This window comes from Rossellomorea marisflavi (genome assembly GCF_022170785.1).
Taxonomy (GTDB): domain Bacteria; phylum Bacillota; class Bacilli; order Bacillales; family Bacillaceae_B; genus Rossellomorea; species Rossellomorea marisflavi_B.
Window position 1 is genome coordinate 2,327,273 of sequence record NZ_CP081870.1, and the last position, 18,001, is coordinate 2,345,273.

The window sequence follows — 18,001 nt, forward strand, 5'->3', positions numbered from 1 at the left end:
CTCTATACTACACATGACAGAAATCATAGATTAGGATGAAGCATATGACGAACGAGATTACGATCCAGGCAAATCCCAAAAATGTAAAATCATTCAGGAAAGGATTCCCTCTTCTTCAAAAAGAGCATCTCAATACCCGAATGAGTGATATAGAGGAAGGAACCATCATCAAACTGACGGACCATACACATTCCTTCATAGCACGAGGGTATTACGGGAAACAAAATAAAGGGCTTGGGTGGCTTTTGAGCTGGAAGGAAACCGAAGCGATCGATGAAGCTTTCATCAAGAGGAAGATCGAACTGGCAGTCAATCAGCGCCTTCACTTTTTCTACAACGAGGACACTACCGCATTCCGCGTTTTCAATGGAGAAGGCGACGGATTCGGTGGATTCACCATCGACCATTTCAATGGATACTACCTCATCCAATGGTACTCTCTTGGAGCTTACTCATTCCGTGATGAAGTCTACCGTGCCGTTAGAGACATTAAGGGATGGAAAGGGACTTATGAGAAGAAACGCTTTGCCCAGGACGGGCAGTATGTGGAAGATGATGACTACGTCGAAGGCGAGAAAGCGGCATTTCCCCTTCTGGTGAAAGAAAATGGCATCCAGTTCGCGGTTTATTTGAACGATGGAGCCATGGTAGGAGTGTTCCTAGATCAGAGGGAAGTCAGAAAGCGGATCATGCACGCTTATTCTGAAGGGAAAACGGTCCTGAATACGTTCTCTTATACTGGAGCTTTTTCGGTTGCTGCTGCACTCGGAGGCGCTTCGGTGACGACCAGTATCGATCTTGCCAAGCGCAGCTTGAGTAAAACGATTGAGCAATTCAGCATCAACGGCATTGACTACGAAAGTCAGAACATCATTGTGGAAGATGTGTTCAACTTTTTCAAGTATGCGGTGAAAAAAGAACACTCATATGACTTGGTCATCTTGGATCCACCAAGCTTTGCACGCTCGAAAAAGCACACATTCAGTGCACAAAAAGACTATCCATCCCTTTTGAAGGATGCCATCTCGATCACGTCAGACGGTGGCGTCATAGTGGCGTCCACCAATTGCAGCACTTTCGATATGAAGAGATTCCACGAGTTCATTGATCGTGCATTCAAAGAAATGGGTGAAACATACACCGTCCTTGAACAGTACTCCCTGCCTGAAGACTTTAAAACAATGAGTCAGTACAGGCAGGGTGATTATCTGAAAGTGGCGTTTATCCAAAAAGGAAAATGATGACCTTTTGGCATCAGACTTAAGCATAAAGGATATGAATGTGGCCATCATGGAGGAAGGGGGTCTTTTAGATTCCCCCCTTTCCTTTAAAACATGGCAAGTGAATATACAAAAGTAAAATACAGAATGTTCAGTTATTTCCCCGGAAAGCGCAAGATATGACAACATCCTGTTGAATGATAGCGAACGAGGAGGATTATTGTTGAAAAAGGCGATTTTTTTGGACCGGGATGGCGTCATAAATGAAGTAAAAACAAGTCGTGTTAAATTTGTGAATCGTCCCGATCAATTTTTCTTCCTACCGAGGGTCCATGAAGCCATTAAGAGGTTGAGTAATGGAGGATATGAGCTGTTTGTGGTAACGAATCAAGGTGGAGTAGGTTTGGGTTTTCTGGAACCTGGACAATTAGAGGAAATCCATGCGTTCATGCTGAAAGAACTCTCTTCACTGGGAGCGATCATCAAAGAGGTGGCAGTATGTACCCATGCCCCCCATTCTGGATGCTCATGCCGCAAGCCCGAAGCGGGTATGCTCCTGGATTTGTCCGAGCGTCACGGAATCGATCTTGCTTCTTCCTATATGGTGGGTGACCGGGAACCGGATATCCTTGCAGGAAGAAAAGCAGGTTGCATGACCATTTTGATCTCCGATGCACCACTCCCGGGGGTTAAGGCGGATCTCGTATTTCCCGACCTGTGGGGAGCTTCCCTCTTTCTGGTCGATGATGAACACCACACCCGTCTTGGGACATGAAAAACATGTTGATGCATGGAAAAGAGGCAGTCAATGACTGCCTCTTTGGCTTGATCAATTATCGGATCTGTCCATTACCATCCATAAGGTACTTGATGGTCGTGAGGGCCGGAAGCCCCATCGGGCCCCTCGCATGAAGTTTTTGAGTGGAAATTCCGATTTCCGCACCAAACCCAAGCGCACCTCCATCGGTGAATCGTGTCGATGCATTGTGATAAAGGGCAGCTGCATCCACAAGCATCATGAATCGTTTAGCCGTCTTTTCGTTTTCTGTCACGATGGCTTCTGAATGCTTCGTGCCATAACGGTCGATATGATCGGCGGCGGCGTCCACATTCCCTACCACTTTTACCGCAACATCAAGACTAAGGTATTCATTGGCCCAATCGGATTCTCCTGCCGGAATGGCATCTGCCTTATGATTGAGCACTTCTTCATCTCCATGAACCGTTACACCATGCTGTTCAAGGGTATCAAAAAGAACTTCATGATACTTTTTAAACCACTTTTCGTGAATCAATAGCGTCTCTGCTGCATTACAAACAGCGGGACGATCAGTCTTGGCATTAATGATGATGTTCAGTGCCTTTTGCACATCGGCATCTTCATCAATATAAATATGACAATTTCCCACGCCTGTTTCGAGTACAGGTACCGTTGCATTATCAACCACTGCTTGGATCAGTGCCCCGCCACCGCGTGGAATCAGGACATCGATATGCTCTTTCATCGTGAAGAGAGCATTGGTCGCTTCACGATCGGTAGAATTGATGAACTGTACGGCTTCACTTGGAACCGCAGAATTCTTTAAGGCGTCATGCATGACATCAACAATTGCTTTATTTGACTGAATGGCATTGGAACCGCCTTTCAAGACGATGGCATTTCCAGATTTAAGGGCCAATCCCGTTGCATCTACCGTTACATTCGGGCGGGCTTCATAAATCATGCCGATGACCCCTAGGGGAACGGTCACTTTTTCAACCAGAAGCTCATTTTCCAATGTCCAGTCCGTGATGGTCTTCCCCGTTGGATCCTCAAGCTCAGCCACTTCCCGAAGCCCTTCGGCAAAGTCCCTTATCCTTTGTTCGTCAAGGGATAGACGGTCCATGAGAGCCTCATCAAAGCCTTTTTGTTTACCGGCTTCCAGATCCTTGGAATTAGCTTCCAATATAGGTTCCATATGTTCTTCAAGGTGATCGGCGAGTTTATAGAGCACCTTGTTCTTTTCCTCGGTGGAAAGCATACGCAGTTTCTTGGATGCATCCTGCGCCAACTTCGCTTGCTTCTTCACATCAGTCTTTTCAATTGTTAAAGTCATCGAATACCTCCTAAAGATTTTCCATGGCTAAAGTGTCGGGACACTATGATTCTACTGGTTTCTATTATTAGGGGTTATACTCCAATCGGAAGCGGTACTTCGATATGACAAACCAGTGCGTCGGTTTCCACAACGATTTCATTCTCATCAATGTCAATCGGGTCTTTAAGCTTACCTGATCGATAATTGACAACACCTAGGGCGACCTGTTCATTCCGTTGATCCAGGATTCTCACGACCGCCCCTTTCCTGAAGTGACCCTTGACCGTGTATACGTCTTCCATAGTCAGACTGCCTTGTTTTCCGATCAGTCTATCTTTTGCTGCAGCATCGATGGTGATTTCACCCTCTGGTCCTGAGTTGAATGCTATCCATTGTTTTTTGGAATTCAAGTTGATCGAGTTGTCATCGGCTTCGAAATAGGTTCCGTTTGCCGTATGCTGCACTGCGTCATAGATGATGTTATCGACACCGGACTTCCCGAGGAATGCCGGTATTCCTGAAGCCATCGTGATCTTGAAGGCATCGATCTTCGAACGCATTCCTCCTGTACCGACGGAACTGCCGGGTTCTCCAGCCATTTCTTCGATATCATCCGTGATTTCAGTAACGGAATCCAACAAGGTTGCTTCCGGATTTTTGCGTGGATCTGAATCATATAGTCCATCTATGTCCGAAAGGATGATAAGCTGATCCGCACCCGACAGTGCCGCCACTTTAGCTGAAAGGGTGTCGTTATCACCGAACTTGAGCCGATCGACGGTCACCGTATCATTTTCATTTACGATCGGGATGATGCCCCTTTCTAGTAGGACATTGATCGTATTGCGGACGTTATCATATCGATCCTCGTGTGAAAAATCACTGCGTGTGATCAAGATCTGTGATGCTACATAACCATGGGAAATGAACAGGTCAGAATAAGCTTCAATCAACAGCCCCTGTCCGATCGATGCCGCCGCCTGTTTTTCAGGTAGAGAACTTGGACGTGTCAGACAACCGAGTTTGCGATAGCCTGCTGCTACAGCCCCTGACGACACGAGGACCACTTCATGGCCATCGTCTTTCAACCTGACAACCTCATCGACGAGGCGCTCCAATTTCTTTCTGCTCATTTCACCGTGAAGACTTGTAAGGGAACTACTTCCGATTTTGATGACGACTCTTTTCTTATTAATGGACATTCAATCACTCCTAGCTGATATTTCCTTATTGACTGACCAGTTGTTTTTGTTTCAAAGATGAACTGATTTCTGCAGAACGCTTTTGCGCTCCTTTTACAGCAGCTGATATGGCTTTTCCCCCACCGTTTTCATCAAGTGCACGAAGACCCGCCGCCGTTGTTCCATTAGGAGAAGTGACGTTTTCTCTCAGTTCTGTAGGCGACTCATTTCTTTCAAGCATCATTTTTGCTGCACCATAAATGGTCTGTGCACCGATCTCTCTTGCCACTTCCGGGGACAATCCAGATTCTGTAGCCGTTTTTTCAATGTGTTCCATTAAATAATAGAAGTAAGCCGGGCCACTACCCGCTACACCTGTAAAAATATCCATTTGTTCTTCTTGTATGATGAAGACCTGGCCGATCGTACGTAATAGTTCTCGTGCTTCCTCCATCTCGCTCTCTGTCGTGAATCGCCCTGCTGAAATTGCTGTGGCTGATTCCTTCAGCATGCTGGATGTGTTCGGCATCACGCGGATCACGGACTGACCGGCAGGAAGATTCTGCTCCATGTGGCTGGTAGTGATTCCTGCAAGTACAGACATGATGACGGTCTTATTGTTGACCTTGTACTTGATGGAATCGAGGACCGTGTCGATATCTTTCGGCTTCATGGCGAGTATGAGGACATCGATTTCATCAAATGGGAGCTGCTCGCTCGCCATCGTCCTCACGCCATAGAGACGCTCGATTTGTTCACGCTTTTGTTGATCGCTTCTGTTCGATACGATGATCTGATCACCCGAAAGCTTTCCGCTCTGCACGGTTCCTGATATCATGGCTTCTGCCATATTGCCTGCTCCCATGAATGCGACTGTTTTATTTTTTAACAAAAAATCATCTCCAATCGATTGATTCGCGGATACTGTATGTGAATGTTCGTTAAATGTAAGTTGATTACCGTTTTCCGTGTTTGTATCACAACGCCAACTATCGTAACATGCTGACGGATGATATCAAGTGTAAAGCGGGAAGTAGTTAGGTATTGATCGAATGCGTAAGTGTAAGCGTTATCATTTGTGGATATATGTTCCTGAAGCTGTCTCAAGCCATCAGATTCCCTCAGATAGCGCCTCATCCTGATCACGAATGGGATCGGTGGATCCACCGGACATTTTTTAATCGTAATGGAAACTGATTTATTTCATTTAAAAAGACCGAGGCAATCACCTGCCACGGTCTTGAGTCGTTTTTTGCGATATTCACTATTTCTAAGGAATTGTATGTCCGATCTGTCTGCAAGACCTCAATCAAACTTTTTCTCTTTTTCATAATTATACGTATTAAAATTAGTGATCGTCACATCAACATCTGTTGCCTGTAGAGATTTGGCGTTCAGGAAAAAGGCATAGTGGTCCTTCAATTTTTTATATTGCTCAGGGTGACGACGATAATACCCGTCTCCTATATGAAGAAGATCTGTTTCCTTCCCGATTCCAAACGTATACAGATCTTTTATATCTTTTTCAATGGACCTCTCGAGTGCTTCCTTCAATCCGTCATAAGAGGTACTCTTTATAATTTCCACAAGCTCCGCCTGCACATTCAGCGTAAGATCGAATACTGGATCTTTCCCCTTTCCATGGAAGGATTTCTTCAGATTGCCTGCCGTCATATAAAACACGGCAACAAGTTCTCCATCCATGTACACATCATAGTTAATCTTACTTTTACTGCTGTTCAGCCAGTTCGTGAAGATGGCGTCTTCCCCTGAAACCTTTCCTTTATATGAACCGTGCTGGAAAAGATCCAATCCACTGATTAGCAGTGAAGCATTCGTATCGTCACCTTTCCATGCTTGCCTGTCGATGCTGATGATCGGAAGCATCGCAGCACCCATCGGTTCATTATACTCCCGCCTGAATCTCATCAAACTGGTACCACCGATTTCCTCCCTAAGGCTTTCGTGATTCTCTTCCGTCAGCAGAACCGTATAGATCGGAGGATAATCATACAGGCCTTTGGCTGCAAACACTTCATCAAGTTTCTCATTTGTTGAGAAGAACAGCATATTCGGTCTCAAAGAACGATTACGCCCAAACACCTCCAGTACATCATCGAATGTGTGTTGAAGAACACTTTCCGTGACCACCACGGATTTGATGTGTCCATAAAATAGCGTAGGCTTGGATTTTTTATACAGCTTGCCGACAGCAAGATTGATGGTTTTCCCTTTGGAAACCCCGATCATGTTCGGGATCGGTTCAGAAGAACGGGTTCCTTCCTGTTTGGCTACGTTCGAGAAGTTCAGTCCTTGCAGATAGATGGTAAACTCCTCTTCTGCTTCATCATAGTCCACTCCGATCGCCACGATATAGCTTAGATCCTGTATGTTTTTCAGGCCGGAACACCCGGTCAGGAGGACGAATGAGAAAAAGAGTATCAAGAGCTTCTTCATCGATCATCGCCCCTCTCTCTCGTCCTGTCATGAGGGCTCGTGGACTTCGTTCTCGTCCTATAAAATTGGATCGGGAGTCGGAGGAATGATTTGAGTGCTTCTGTTCCGCTGATCGGTGCCACTGACCCGAGATACAAAGATCCAAAAGAAGATTTGGATGCAAGGTAGAGGACGGTCAGGATATAGGAGAGCAGGATTCCGAGAACCCCGAACAACGTACTCATTAACAACACGATGAAACGGAGGGTGGTCAGACCGCTCTTTAACGATTGATTCACCACGGTGAAAGATGAGATATAGGTGATGGCACCTACCACGAGCATGGTTGGCGAGGTAAGTCCTGCCCTGATGGCCGCGTCCCCCACAATCAATCCTCCCAGTACCGAAACCGTCTGCCCAATGGCACGGGGCAGGCGAATACCGGCTTCGTTGAAAAACTCGAAAAGGAACAGAACAATGAACATTTCAAGTGGTGCCGAGAGCGGCAGACCGAATCGGGACGTAGAGATTGTCGCCACCAGCGGGTATGGGATCTGCTCGATGTTATAGGCGGAAAAAGCGACCCACACGCCTGGTAGAAAGGCAGAAATCATCACGGCCAACATTCGCAACAAACGCTCCAGTGACACGAAAAAATAATTGATGTTCATATCTTCTGGTGATTTCACCTGAAGCAAAAGATTGACTGGTGCGATGGAAGCGGTCGGGCTTCCATCCACCATGAGGGCAAATCTGCCCTGGTTGAGGCTCTCCACGATATAGTCAGGCCTTCCCGTATAATCCAGAGTCGGAAAAATGGAATATGGATGATCCTCGATGAGTGACTCGAGCTCATGACTGCTTGCCAGTACATCGATGTCGATCCGGTCCAGACGTTCATGAAGCTCGTCCAAAATCCGCTGATCGAGTACATCCTTCAAGTAGAGGATCGCGATATTCGTCCTGCTTCGCTTCCCAAGAGTCCGTTTTTCCACGGAAAGCGCAGGTGAAGAAAGTCTTCTTCTCACCAATGAAATATTGGTATTCAAATCTTCGACAAATCCGTCTTTCGGTCCACGAATGGACGTCTCCAAAGCGGATTCCTCTGGAGCACGCTTTGGTAGGTCCGCTGCATCAAGGGAAATGATCTCTTCTGAAAACAGAAACAATGCCTTCCCCTCCAACAGCAGATCCGCGAGCTGTTCACTGCTCCGATCCGTGCGGTCTTCCCCTTGAAATGCCTTTTTTAAATGTTCGATCGGAAATCCTGCTCCCGCCAGTTCAGGAAGGATGTATTGATCAAGATATTGCCGCTTCACCAAACTGTCAATATAGATCAATTCACACTTCGTCTCCTGAAAAAGGTGATCGACTGCTTGGAAATCATCACTGCTGTTGAATAGTTCTTTCAGCTCCGCCCGTTTGGAATCCACGGAGGCAATCGGTACTTTCATGATGCGCTCCCTCCTCCCTTTTTGTGCGCAAGGACCTTTGTGTACAGGGCAGTTGCCATAATATAGAGACTGAAGAACGCTACCGTTGCAGGGAAAAACCAATGATACAACACGTAATAGAAATGATAGGTATCCACGTTGATCCACATCATTGATAGGAACAGGATGTAGATGGGTACAACCACTTTCCAGGACACCCTTGTGCTCCTCAGATTGCGGTTCAAGATACTCCCAAGCAAGAATAAAAAGAGACCGATACGGACCAGGGCACCGCATAACCACTGATAAAGGGCGAAGAAATCCATGTGTGTGATGAATTCCCCAATGCCCATGATCCGCCATTGATCATATGCGGGATACCTCATACTGGCTGCTTCAGATGGTCCGAATTCCATGATTGCAGCTGATAATGGACCCATGATGAGAATGATGAGGATGAGCCCAAGAACGAGCAGATGGTGCAGTTTGATCTCTCCTTCACTAAAAGGATGGAGTAGCAGGAACAAGTATAATTCCATAAAACCGCTCAACACATATATACTTCCCTTCAACACCGGCGACCATCCTTCCGAGAGGATCGGGAGCAGCAATGAGGGATCCTTCATATCCGTATTGGTGATGGCAATGAAGATCCCGAGCAGCATGACCATCGGGAGGAGGAGACCTGCAGCCACCGCCATATATTTCACACCAGCCAAGGTGAAGATGAAGCAGGAAACGCCCATGAGGAGGATGATGAGCCATCTGGACACGTCAACCAAAAAATAAGCCTGAAGCCAAATGACAAGATCAACGAATGTGATGTAGGCGCTAAAGAACAGGAACAGACAGATCGGGATGAAAAACAGGATCCGGACAACGGGTTTACTTTCAGTCAGGATGTGCCGCATGATTCCTCCCCTGGGGGACCTCTTAATCGTATACCTGACTGTAAGGATGATGAGGAAGAAGACCGGAATGGCTGTGAGGACACTCACCCATCCGTCACGTCCTGCAGCCTGAAGGATATCGGGTATGAGCATCACGTGACTCAGCAAGCCGGTCGAGAGGATGATCAATAAGCTTAATTGTCTGGGTATGAGTACGGGCTGTAGTTTGATCATGGCTGCCTCCGGAATCTTGGTTGTTTTATCAAGTTTCCCCGGCAGGTGAAAAACGATTCCCTTAATCCACGAAAACCCGAATGAAATGATTCTGATTAGGGTTTTCCTATCGAATTGCATGTGGGCCTGAACGACAAAAGGACCAGCCCTCAGGCTGGTCCTTTGTCATTATTGTACTTTCACTTCGTCAGAACTTTTCCCATTAAGGAAGTCTTGAAGTGCTTTAGAATTCGTTTCGAAATTGACCTCCATCACATTCCCGACTCCGCTATAATCCGCGAACGTATAAGTGCCTTCGAGAGGAAGTGTGAGTTTGTCTATTTCTTTGTCACTGCCCATCACCACATCTTTGACAATCGAAATCTGATCCATTTTGGACATATTCGTTTGGATATATGGCTGTACAGACCCAGCAAGTTTAGGAAGTTTGGTCACTCCCCCGACTGAAAGGACTTCATCCTTCAGTGCTGAAATGACTTCCTGCTGACGCTCCACCCGTCCGAAATCCGATTTGGCATCATAGCGGAACCTGGCATAGCCCAGCAGTTCTTTGCCATTCAATTTCTGGACGCCCGGTTCAAGTGACACACCGATGTTTTTGGACATGGCATGCTCGACATTCATCTCGATCCCATCTGGTGCAAGAATGTCAACCGATTTCTCAAATCCTTTGAAATCTGCAACCATATAATATTGAACATCGATCCCGAAGTTTTCCTTTATGGTCTGGCGGAGAAGTTCAGGTCCACCAAGATAGAACGCTGTATTCAACTTGTACCCTTTATATCCAGGTATCTGTACGTACATATCCCTCATCAGGGACACGATTTTTGTTTCATTGGTTTTCGGATCGACTTGAGCGATCATCATGGAATCTGTGCGGGACTTTTCCTCACCCCTGCTGTCAACCCCGAGCAACAGGATATTGATCCGGCCATTCTCGTCTTTTACGCCATTGAACTCGTAATTCTCGTCTATTTGATCTCCGCCGGCCGCTTTATATCCACTGTAGAACTGTACAGCGGAGTATCCAACGACAGCTAGGATGATGATCAGTAAAAATAATATGATCTTTCTTCCGCGTTTTTTCTTCTTCGTTTTGCGATTGATTCGCGAATCCATTTCCTCACCTACTTTTGTGACTTTCAATTACAGATGCTGGATGTCTGAATGATAATATAGGAGATTCAAATCTACAATCCTTAGTTAATGGATACTATAGCAGATTTCCCCACCAAAATGTTCAGTCGAACTCCTATTCTATCATAAAGAATTGGAAAAGTAAGTATGATATTAGTACTTTTTATTCAGGAATTCATACCCTCCCAGCCGTCATTCTTTGTTTTGAAAGCGCGCACGTTGGTTGTGTACAACTTGTGACAGAGGGCAGAAGGCTCATGATTTTCTTTTGAAGAAACCATACACAAAATGAGCGATGGTCAGATTGAGGATGGCGGATAGACAAAACGTCGCAAAAGAAGGGCTGCTTTTGATGGATTGCATGATCAACGGACAGAGTAAGCCGTAAACGCACAAGAAAACCACTGCTGCCCCTTCCGCTCTCCATTTGCTGAAGATTACCCCAAACAGCCATACGGCTCCTAATAAAAAGGCGATATGATTGAACGATGAAGGCAAAGGACCATTCACAGCCAGGAGGCTCATACCTCCAACGATTGCGACCAGGACTCCTCTGTATGTACCAAGGAAGGACGCAGCAAGGAGTGGCGGCAGACTGATGAGGGTCAAATGTATACCGATAAGGTGGATATCCATTAGTCCTGCAGGAATTGCCAGCAGCACAAAGAAAATAAAGATGGCATGCTTATTCATACGAAGTCCCTCCAGTCAAATGGCGTGTCGACCACAGCAAATTCCATTCACTTCTCTTCCCCTCTTTTATGGTTCTTATAGTTTTGGACTGCCTGCCTGGTCACCTCATGGACCCCCCGGCCAATGAGTTTCCCGATTTTCGTTACAGGACCTGCGAACGGATCCTTCTCCCCGTTCTGGGTAGAAGCGATGAGGATGCTGTCCGTCGGTGTCCCCGTTGCGCTTCCACCTGTACGCGGATCCGTTATCCCTTCATCAAGGAGCGCTTTGACTTTTGCTTCAGTGGATGTTACCAACGCTTCAATAAACGCTTCATCCGTCAAATTCCCTTCTATGAAAACCCACAGGTTGATGGTACCGGGAGCATGGTCGGACGGGTGGAGATAGCTGGTCGAAACATCAATGGCGTTACCCGTACCTGCCGTGACGACGACGAACACCGCCTTATCTCCATCTTCGTATCGTCCATGGGCTGCCAGTGACAAGTCCAATGCCGTCATCATGCCGACGGTACGTGACGGTTCGAGATCATGTTCTTGAATGAACCTGCGCATGTCCCCTGCATAATCAACATGGTCATAGGTCGGTGAGACCCTCCGATTGACAAAATCGGCATACCAACCGATACCTGCCCCGCTCACTCCTGAAGACATGCATTTCAAGTGGGCCGGGGCTGCATAATGAATCACATTTTCTCCTATGGAGAGATGATGCGCCCCCATCTTGGCATGGGCAGCTGCTTCTGCCTCGGGGATGATCATCATTTGAGGTTTGGCCACACTCGGGTGGGCTTGTTTTTGCACCTTCGTGCGGTATACGGATTCGATGTTTTCTTCTTTGAGCACTTCTTCAGGAAGATGGATGGTTTTCGTTTTACCGTCTTCAAGCAATAAAAGCCGGTCACAGTATAGACTGGCCAGATTAAGATCGTGGAAGATGGAGATCACCGTCAGACCATCTTCATGTGTTTGCTTCTTAATGAGGTCGAGTAGGGATTTCTGATAGGATAGATCAAGATGATTGGTGGGCTCATCCAGGAGCAATAATCTCGGCTCCTGAGCAAGGGCTTGTGCAAGGAAGACCCGCTGCCGTTCCCCCCCAGAGAGCTCATGAAGGTATTTGTCCTTGAACACCCCAACCCCTGTCTGATCCATGACGCGCCCCACCACTTCTTCGTCATATTCGGAAACCGTCTTGAGGAAGCCTTTTTGATGGGCATACCGGCCAAGCATGACGGTTTCCTTCACCTGGTAAGAAAAAGTGTCTCCCGAAAGCTGGGGAAGGACGGCTACCATACGGGCAAGCTCCTTGGCGTTGTATGCATTGATGGATTTTCCGGCAATCTCGATTTTCCCGTCCAGCAACGGAAGAAGACCCGTCATGGCTTTCAATAGCGTCGTCTTACCGCTGCCATTAGGGCCGAGTATACCAAAGAATTCCGATTCCCCGATGGAGAAGCTGATATCGTCGACGACCTTCCTTCCTTCATATCCGACCGATACGCGGTCTGCCTCCATCATATGGACGCCCTCCTTTTCTTCAGAAGAATATAAGCAAATATCGGGGCCCCCACTAGAGAAGTGATGACTCCGATCGGCAGCTCAGTCGGAGCGATGATGGTCCTCGATACAAGATCAGCCAGCACGAGGAAACCTCCACCCGTAAGCACTGATAATGGTAGGAGATGAACATGGTCATGACCGACAATCCTGCGAAGGAAATGAGGCACCACCAAGCCGACAAACCCGATCGTACCGGAAACGGCTACAGCCGCCCCTGTGAGGATGCTTCCGGAGATGAGGATCATGAGCTTCCTTTTCTGGACCGATATCCCGATGTAGCGTGCCTGATCCTCCCCGAAACTCATCCCGTTCAACTCTTTGGCATTGAGCAGCAGCAAAAGGACGCCGACCACGAAGAATGGCAGAACGATCCCCACATACTCCCAGCCTCTCATGGACACGCTTCCGAGTAGCCATCCGATGATTTGTCTCAATTCCTCCCCTGTGAGTGCAATCATAAGGGAGATGAAAGATCCCAGGAACGAACTGAAGATGATGCCCGTGAGGATGATGGTCTCCACCTTCATCGTCCTTTCGACCTTTTGAGCAAACCACAGGACGATAAAGATGGTCACGATGGAAAACAGGATGCTTAGAAATGGAAGGGTGAATGGGCCGATGAACGGGATTGTCAGATGGAAAAAGAGCGTCACCACTGCTCCCACTGATGCTCCGGAAGAAACGCCCAGCGTGTATGGATCGGCAAGGGGATTCCGCAAGAGACCTTGAAAAGAAGCTCCCGCAACAGCAAGGGAGCTTCCTACAATCATGGCCAACAGGACTCTTGGAAGCCTGATGGAATAAACGATATTAATGAACATCTGATCTACCTCTGGAGGAACATCTCTGCCAGTCATTTTCGCCCCGATGATCTGGATGATATCCAAGAACGGGACGCGGATTGTACCGACTGAGATGGCGACCAATATAGAAATGATAAGGAATGCAAATGACGCAGCGTAACTGATCCAAATTTTATTCGTTGAATAGCTCCGGATAGACCGCTTTGGCAATTTCCTCTACTCCTTCTACGATCCTCGGACCTGAACGGGTCACAAGATCGGTGTTCACATCATGCACTTCTTTACCCTTGACGGCTTGTACGTCCTTCCATGCGCTGCGGTCTAGGACTTGTTGGACGGCTTGCTCACCGTAAGTCGTGATGATGAGGTCAGGATTTTTTGCGAGTACGTCTTCTTCACTCACTTTGATCCAGCCTTCTTGATCTCCCATTACATTATCGGCATTGATGGTCGCAAGCATTTCATCCACAAAGGTATTCTTCCCGGTGGAATAGATTTCAGGCTCTCCGGACACTTCCACATATACGCTTTTCTTCTCTTTTACAGAAGCGGTTTTTTCTTTAATCGAGTCGATCCCGTCTTTCATGTCTGAAACGACCTTTTCCGCTTCTTCATTCTTCCCGACAAGCTTCCCGATATTCTCGATTGTTGTATAAACTTTATCAAAGCTCGACGCATCACGTACGACATATACAGGAATACCAGAATCCCTGATTTGATCAAGACCGGCTTTTGCTGATACAGCCGTGGATTCATGGGCAAGGACCAGGTCCGGTTTCATCCCTACGATCTTCTCGACGTTGAATTCCATTCCACCGATCTTCTCGATATCTGCCGCTTCTTCCGGATAGTTATCAAAATCGGTCACTCCGACGACGCTGTCTCCGAGCCCCAATTCAAAAAGGATCTCCGTATTACTTGGGATCAGGGTGACAATCTTTTCGGGTGCTTTCTCAAGGGTGATATCATCCCCGAGTGCATCCTCTACCGTGACAGGTTTGGATGCTGATTCACTGCTTTTTTCAGAGGTTTTTTCCTCTGCTTTGTTGTCTGTCGTTCCACATGCTGTCAATAATCCAAGCGCTAGGAACAGGGCTAATACGATCTTGATTGAATGTTTCAATCGTTTCTCCTCCTTATTCGTTCCAGGCGAAAGAAAAACATCCCTGCAACAGGGATGTTAGTGTAAAATGCATCAAGCACCGTACACCCTTCTATCCGCGTAGACGGTGTGATCAGAACATGGGCAGGTCTCCTGGCTCATGAGTATGCGCTTCCTCGCCTTCCCATTTCTCAGAAACAGTGGCGTTGAAGGAGCAAACCCATTTACAGTGGCGGGACCGCGCCGGAGTTGAACCGGCTTCCCTATTATGAGGCGTCAAGCGCCTCACCCATGATCGTTATGTAAGATTATCCACTCAGAATTATACACAAGTTTACAAGGATAGTGAATCTTTTTTCACATCCAGCATGTCGAATGCCGTCTTCTAAGGGCTTTGAGAATCCATTCGTGATATAATGGACCATATTGAGAGATTCATCGGCCCAGCGCGTCAACATGATAAGGAGTTTTTTTTATGTCAATTCGATATGCATTGCTCGGTTTATTGGCCAAGCAACCTCAGACGGGCTATGACCTGTTCCATACATTCAAAACACAGCAAATCTACTATTGGAGCTCTACCCACTCCCAGGTTTACAAGGAACTCGGGAAGATGGAAGAAGAACATCTGACCACTCATAATATCGTCTATCAGGAAGGCAGCCCCAATAAGAAGGTATACACGATTACCCCTGATGGAGAACGCCACCTGATCGAATGGATGATCCATACCAAGAGCAAACCAGCCAAGATCAAGGATGAGTTCCTGATCAAGACTTCTGCCTTTCACGTTATTTCAAAAGAAGAAGCCATCTCTCTCCTTCATCGGATGAAGGCGCACAACGAAATGGTGGTCACCGGGACCGGGCAGTGGAAGGAACAGACGTTTCAAGGCAAAAAACCCGGGTATGATCTGGTTGGAGAATATTTGACGGCGGAGTATGGAATCAGGTACGCGCAAATGTATGTCGATTGGTGTGACTGGGCGATCAAGGAGATTCAATCTCTTCCTGAAAATACGGAATCTTGACAACTACTATGAATTGGAGGACGAATTGATGGGTGCACATACACATTTGGCAACATTCGCAGGAGGATGCTTCTGGTGCATGGTGAAGCCTTTTGATGAGCTTCCGGGTATACACGGAATCGTTTCCGGCTACACGGGGGGGCACGTCAAGGACCCGGCTTACAAAGAAGTGAAGGAAGGAAACAGCGGTCACTATGAAGCGGTTCAGATCACATATGATCCCGACCTCTTCCCATACGAACGGCTGCTGGAGTTATATTGGCCACAAATCGATCCAACGGATGATGGCGGTCAATTCCAGGACCGTGGTGACCAATACCGCACGGCCATCTTTTATCATGATGAAGATCAGCGGATTGCAGCAGAAGCCACAAAAAAAGAGATCGAAGAAAGCGGCCGGTTTAAAAAACCCATCGTGACGGCGATTCTCCCTGCTTCCACTTTTTATCCTGCTGAAGATTATCACCAGGACTTCTATAAAACAAATCCCGATGAATACAAGGAAGACCGAGCCAAGTCCGGAAGGGACGAATTCATCGAGGAAAACTGGAAAGAATGATCACAAAAATGCCGCGTGGGTGTAAACATCCACGCGGCATTTTATTATCCAGTGGCTCTTCCGGCTTTCGCTTGTTCCTCGAGGATCAGCTCTGCTGTCAGTTGTCCTGACAATGAAACCATCGGGACCCCTCCACCTGGATGGGTCGATCCCCCCACAAAATATACATTGGACAAGATCCGGCTTTTATTCGGAACCTTGAAGCCTCCATTTAATTTTCGATCCGTCACCGTTCCATAGATCGAACCGCCATTCGACCCGTAAAGCTTCTGAATATCATTCGGTGTAAAGGTGTATTCAAACTCGATATGCTCCCTGAGCCCTTCTACACCCATGCGCTCCAGCTTGTTCAGGATCACTTCCCTGTATGCTTCTTCATGCCGGCTCCAGTCTTCTCCTTTTTTCAATGGAGGTACATGTGTGAGGATGAATAGATTCTCTTTTCCCACAGGTGCCTGAGAAGGATCTGTTTTTGAGGAAATCCCGATATAGACCGTAGGATCATCCGCCATTTTCTTTTCTTCAAAGATCTGATGAAATTCTTTCTTCGGGTCTTCACTGAAGAAGAAGTTATGATGAGAGAGATGGTCATACGTCTTGTCTACGCCAAGGAGCATCACTAGGCCGGATACGGATGGTGCATACTTGCTCAGCTCCTCCACTTCCGTTTTCGCTTCAGGCAGCTCACCGAGAAGTGACTGATAGGCTGGGATCGCCTCGAGATTGGATATGACGAGATCTGCAGGAATCACCTCACCAAGCTTCGTTCGTACACCCTCTGCGCGGCTACCCGTCGTCACGATATCCTCCACCTCACAACGAAGCCTCACATCGACACCAAGCTCACCGAGGAGTTTCTCCATCGCTTCTGCGATTTTATACATTCCGCCTTTGACGTAATGAACACCGATCCCCAGTTGAACGTGAGTCAATTGGGACATGATCGCAGGGGATTGATACGGAGATGACCCTACATACATGATCAAGAAATTAAACAGCTGCCTCAGGTGTTTATCCTTGATGAACTTGCGGGTGGCGGCATCCATCGACTTCATGGGATCCATCTCGAGAAGTTCCTTCACCCCGTGCATCATCCGCAGATCCTGAAGACCACTGATGCTTTTTTTGTAGAAGCTTTTCATCGTCAACTCATACATCTTACTGCCATAGGAGAGGTATTGAAACAGCTGCTCGGCATCATCAGGGGACTGCTTTTTGATCTCAGCAAGCAGGGTGGGCAGATCCGCTGACAAATCGATGACCTTCCCATCTTCAAAAAATGTCCTCCAGCCCGGATCGACCCTGACGATTTCAATATAATCATGCACATCACGATCCGCATGGGCAAACACCTTTTCCAAGACCCACGGCATGGTGAGGATCGATGGACCCGTGTCAAAGGTGAATCCTTTCCCATTCCGCTGGTTAAGTTTCCCACCAAGTCTTTCCCCTTTCTCCAAGATGGTCACCGCATGTCCTTCCGCCGCCAATCTGATGGCCGCAGACATCCCTGCAATGCCTCCACCGACAATGACTACTTTCCTCTTCATACTTCTTCCTCCTTCAATATCAGGTTTATCCGCTATCCATTCTAGCCAGTTTTCACAGAATTTAATCGACTAAAGGTATGGAGACGAGCG

Annotated in this window: 16 protein-coding genes and 1 riboswitch; of the genes, 4 read left to right on the forward strand and 12 right to left on the reverse strand. The window is 47.2% G+C overall.

Annotated features, from left to right (window positions below; genetic code table 11):
• Window positions 1-44: 44 nt before the first annotated feature.
• Together K6T23_RS12165 and K6T23_RS12170 are read left to right on the forward strand one after the other, a co-directional pair.
• On the forward strand, window positions 45-1,241 hold the full coding sequence (locus K6T23_RS12165; RefSeq protein ID WP_238281180.1) for a class I SAM-dependent rRNA methyltransferase: 1,197 nt from the start codon (window positions 45-47) through the stop codon (window positions 1,239-1,241).
• Between the two features lie 202 nt (window positions 1,242-1,443).
• Window positions 1,444-1,995, forward strand: coding sequence for a D-glycero-alpha-D-manno-heptose-1,7-bisphosphate 7-phosphatase (locus K6T23_RS12170; protein WP_238281181.1), 552 nt, complete (start codon window positions 1,444-1,446; stop codon window positions 1,993-1,995).
• 58 nt (window positions 1,996-2,053) lie between these two features.
• On the opposite strand, the gene K6T23_RS12175 is transcribed toward K6T23_RS12170, so the two are convergent.
• From K6T23_RS12175 to K6T23_RS12225, 11 genes are all read right to left on the reverse strand, one after another.
• On the reverse strand, window positions 2,054-3,316 hold the full coding sequence (locus tag K6T23_RS12175) for a glutamate-5-semialdehyde dehydrogenase (RefSeq protein WP_238281182.1): 1,263 nt from the start codon (window positions 3,314-3,316) through the stop codon (window positions 2,054-2,056).
• A 74-nt stretch (window positions 3,317-3,390) separates the two neighbouring features.
• Window positions 3,391-4,500: a glutamate 5-kinase gene (gene proB, locus K6T23_RS12180; protein ID WP_053426936.1), complete on the reverse strand. Its 1,110-nt coding sequence runs from the start codon at window positions 4,498-4,500 to the stop codon at window positions 3,391-3,393.
• 25 nt (window positions 4,501-4,525) lie between these two features.
• Complete coding sequence (gene proC / locus K6T23_RS12185; RefSeq protein ID WP_392397349.1) at window positions 4,526-5,329, reverse strand: pyrroline-5-carboxylate reductase; 804 nt, start codon at window positions 5,327-5,329, stop codon at window positions 4,526-4,528.
• 455 nt (window positions 5,330-5,784) lie between these two features.
• Window positions 5,785-6,936, reverse strand: a complete 1,152-nt coding sequence (locus K6T23_RS12190) for a Ger(x)C family spore germination protein (protein WP_238281183.1) — start codon at window positions 6,934-6,936, stop codon at window positions 5,785-5,787.
• Window positions 6,933-8,369 (reverse strand): spore germination protein, encoded by a 1,437-nt coding sequence (locus K6T23_RS12195; protein WP_238281185.1) that lies wholly within the window; start codon window positions 8,367-8,369, stop codon window positions 6,933-6,935. Before K6T23_RS12195 ends, K6T23_RS12190 begins: the two co-directional genes overlap by 4 nt.
• Window positions 8,366-9,472, reverse strand: coding sequence for an endospore germination permease (locus K6T23_RS12200; RefSeq protein WP_238281186.1), 1,107 nt, complete (start codon window positions 9,470-9,472; stop codon window positions 8,366-8,368). The genes K6T23_RS12195 and K6T23_RS12200 overlap by 4 nt, the downstream gene beginning before the upstream one ends.
• Before the next feature lie 168 nt (window positions 9,473-9,640).
• Window positions 9,641-10,594: an LCP family protein gene (locus K6T23_RS12205; RefSeq protein WP_056536224.1), complete on the reverse strand. Its 954-nt coding sequence runs from the start codon at window positions 10,592-10,594 to the stop codon at window positions 9,641-9,643.
• A gap of 273 nt (window positions 10,595-10,867) precedes the next feature.
• Window positions 10,868-11,305, reverse strand: a complete 438-nt coding sequence (locus K6T23_RS12210; RefSeq protein WP_238281187.1) for a hypothetical protein — start codon at window positions 11,303-11,305, stop codon at window positions 10,868-10,870.
• Window positions 11,306-11,352: 47 nt separating this feature from the next.
• Window positions 11,353-12,825 (reverse strand): adenosylcobinamide amidohydrolase, encoded by a 1,473-nt coding sequence (locus K6T23_RS12215; protein ID WP_238281188.1) that lies wholly within the window; start codon window positions 12,823-12,825, stop codon window positions 11,353-11,355.
• A complete protein-coding gene (locus K6T23_RS12220) occupies window positions 12,822-13,880 on the reverse strand; it encodes a FecCD family ABC transporter permease (RefSeq protein ID WP_238281189.1) in 1,059 nt (352 codons plus the stop codon). Before K6T23_RS12220 ends, K6T23_RS12215 begins: the two co-directional genes overlap by 4 nt.
• A complete protein-coding gene (locus K6T23_RS12225; protein WP_238281190.1) occupies window positions 13,843-14,793 on the reverse strand; it encodes an ABC transporter substrate-binding protein in 951 nt (316 codons plus the stop codon). The genes K6T23_RS12220 and K6T23_RS12225 overlap by 38 nt, the downstream gene beginning before the upstream one ends.
• A gap of 105 nt (window positions 14,794-14,898) precedes the next feature.
• A riboswitch (cobalamin riboswitch) is annotated at window positions 14,899-15,080 on the reverse strand.
• A gap of 167 nt (window positions 15,081-15,247) precedes the next feature.
• Here K6T23_RS12225 and K6T23_RS12230 point away from each other — a divergent pair.
• A complete protein-coding gene (locus tag K6T23_RS12230; protein WP_238281191.1) occupies window positions 15,248-15,802 on the forward strand; it encodes a PadR family transcriptional regulator in 555 nt (184 codons plus the stop codon).
• Window positions 15,803-15,830: 28 nt separating this feature from the next.
• A complete protein-coding gene (gene msrA / locus K6T23_RS12235) occupies window positions 15,831-16,361 on the forward strand; it encodes a peptide-methionine (S)-S-oxide reductase MsrA (RefSeq protein WP_148984325.1) in 531 nt (176 codons plus the stop codon).
• Window positions 16,362-16,405: 44 nt separating this feature from the next.
• On the opposite strand, the gene K6T23_RS12240 is transcribed toward msrA, so the two are convergent.
• Window positions 16,406-17,911 (reverse strand): phytoene desaturase family protein, encoded by a 1,506-nt coding sequence (locus K6T23_RS12240; RefSeq protein ID WP_238281192.1) that lies wholly within the window; start codon window positions 17,909-17,911, stop codon window positions 16,406-16,408.
• Between the last annotated feature and the right edge of the window lie 90 nt (window positions 17,912-18,001).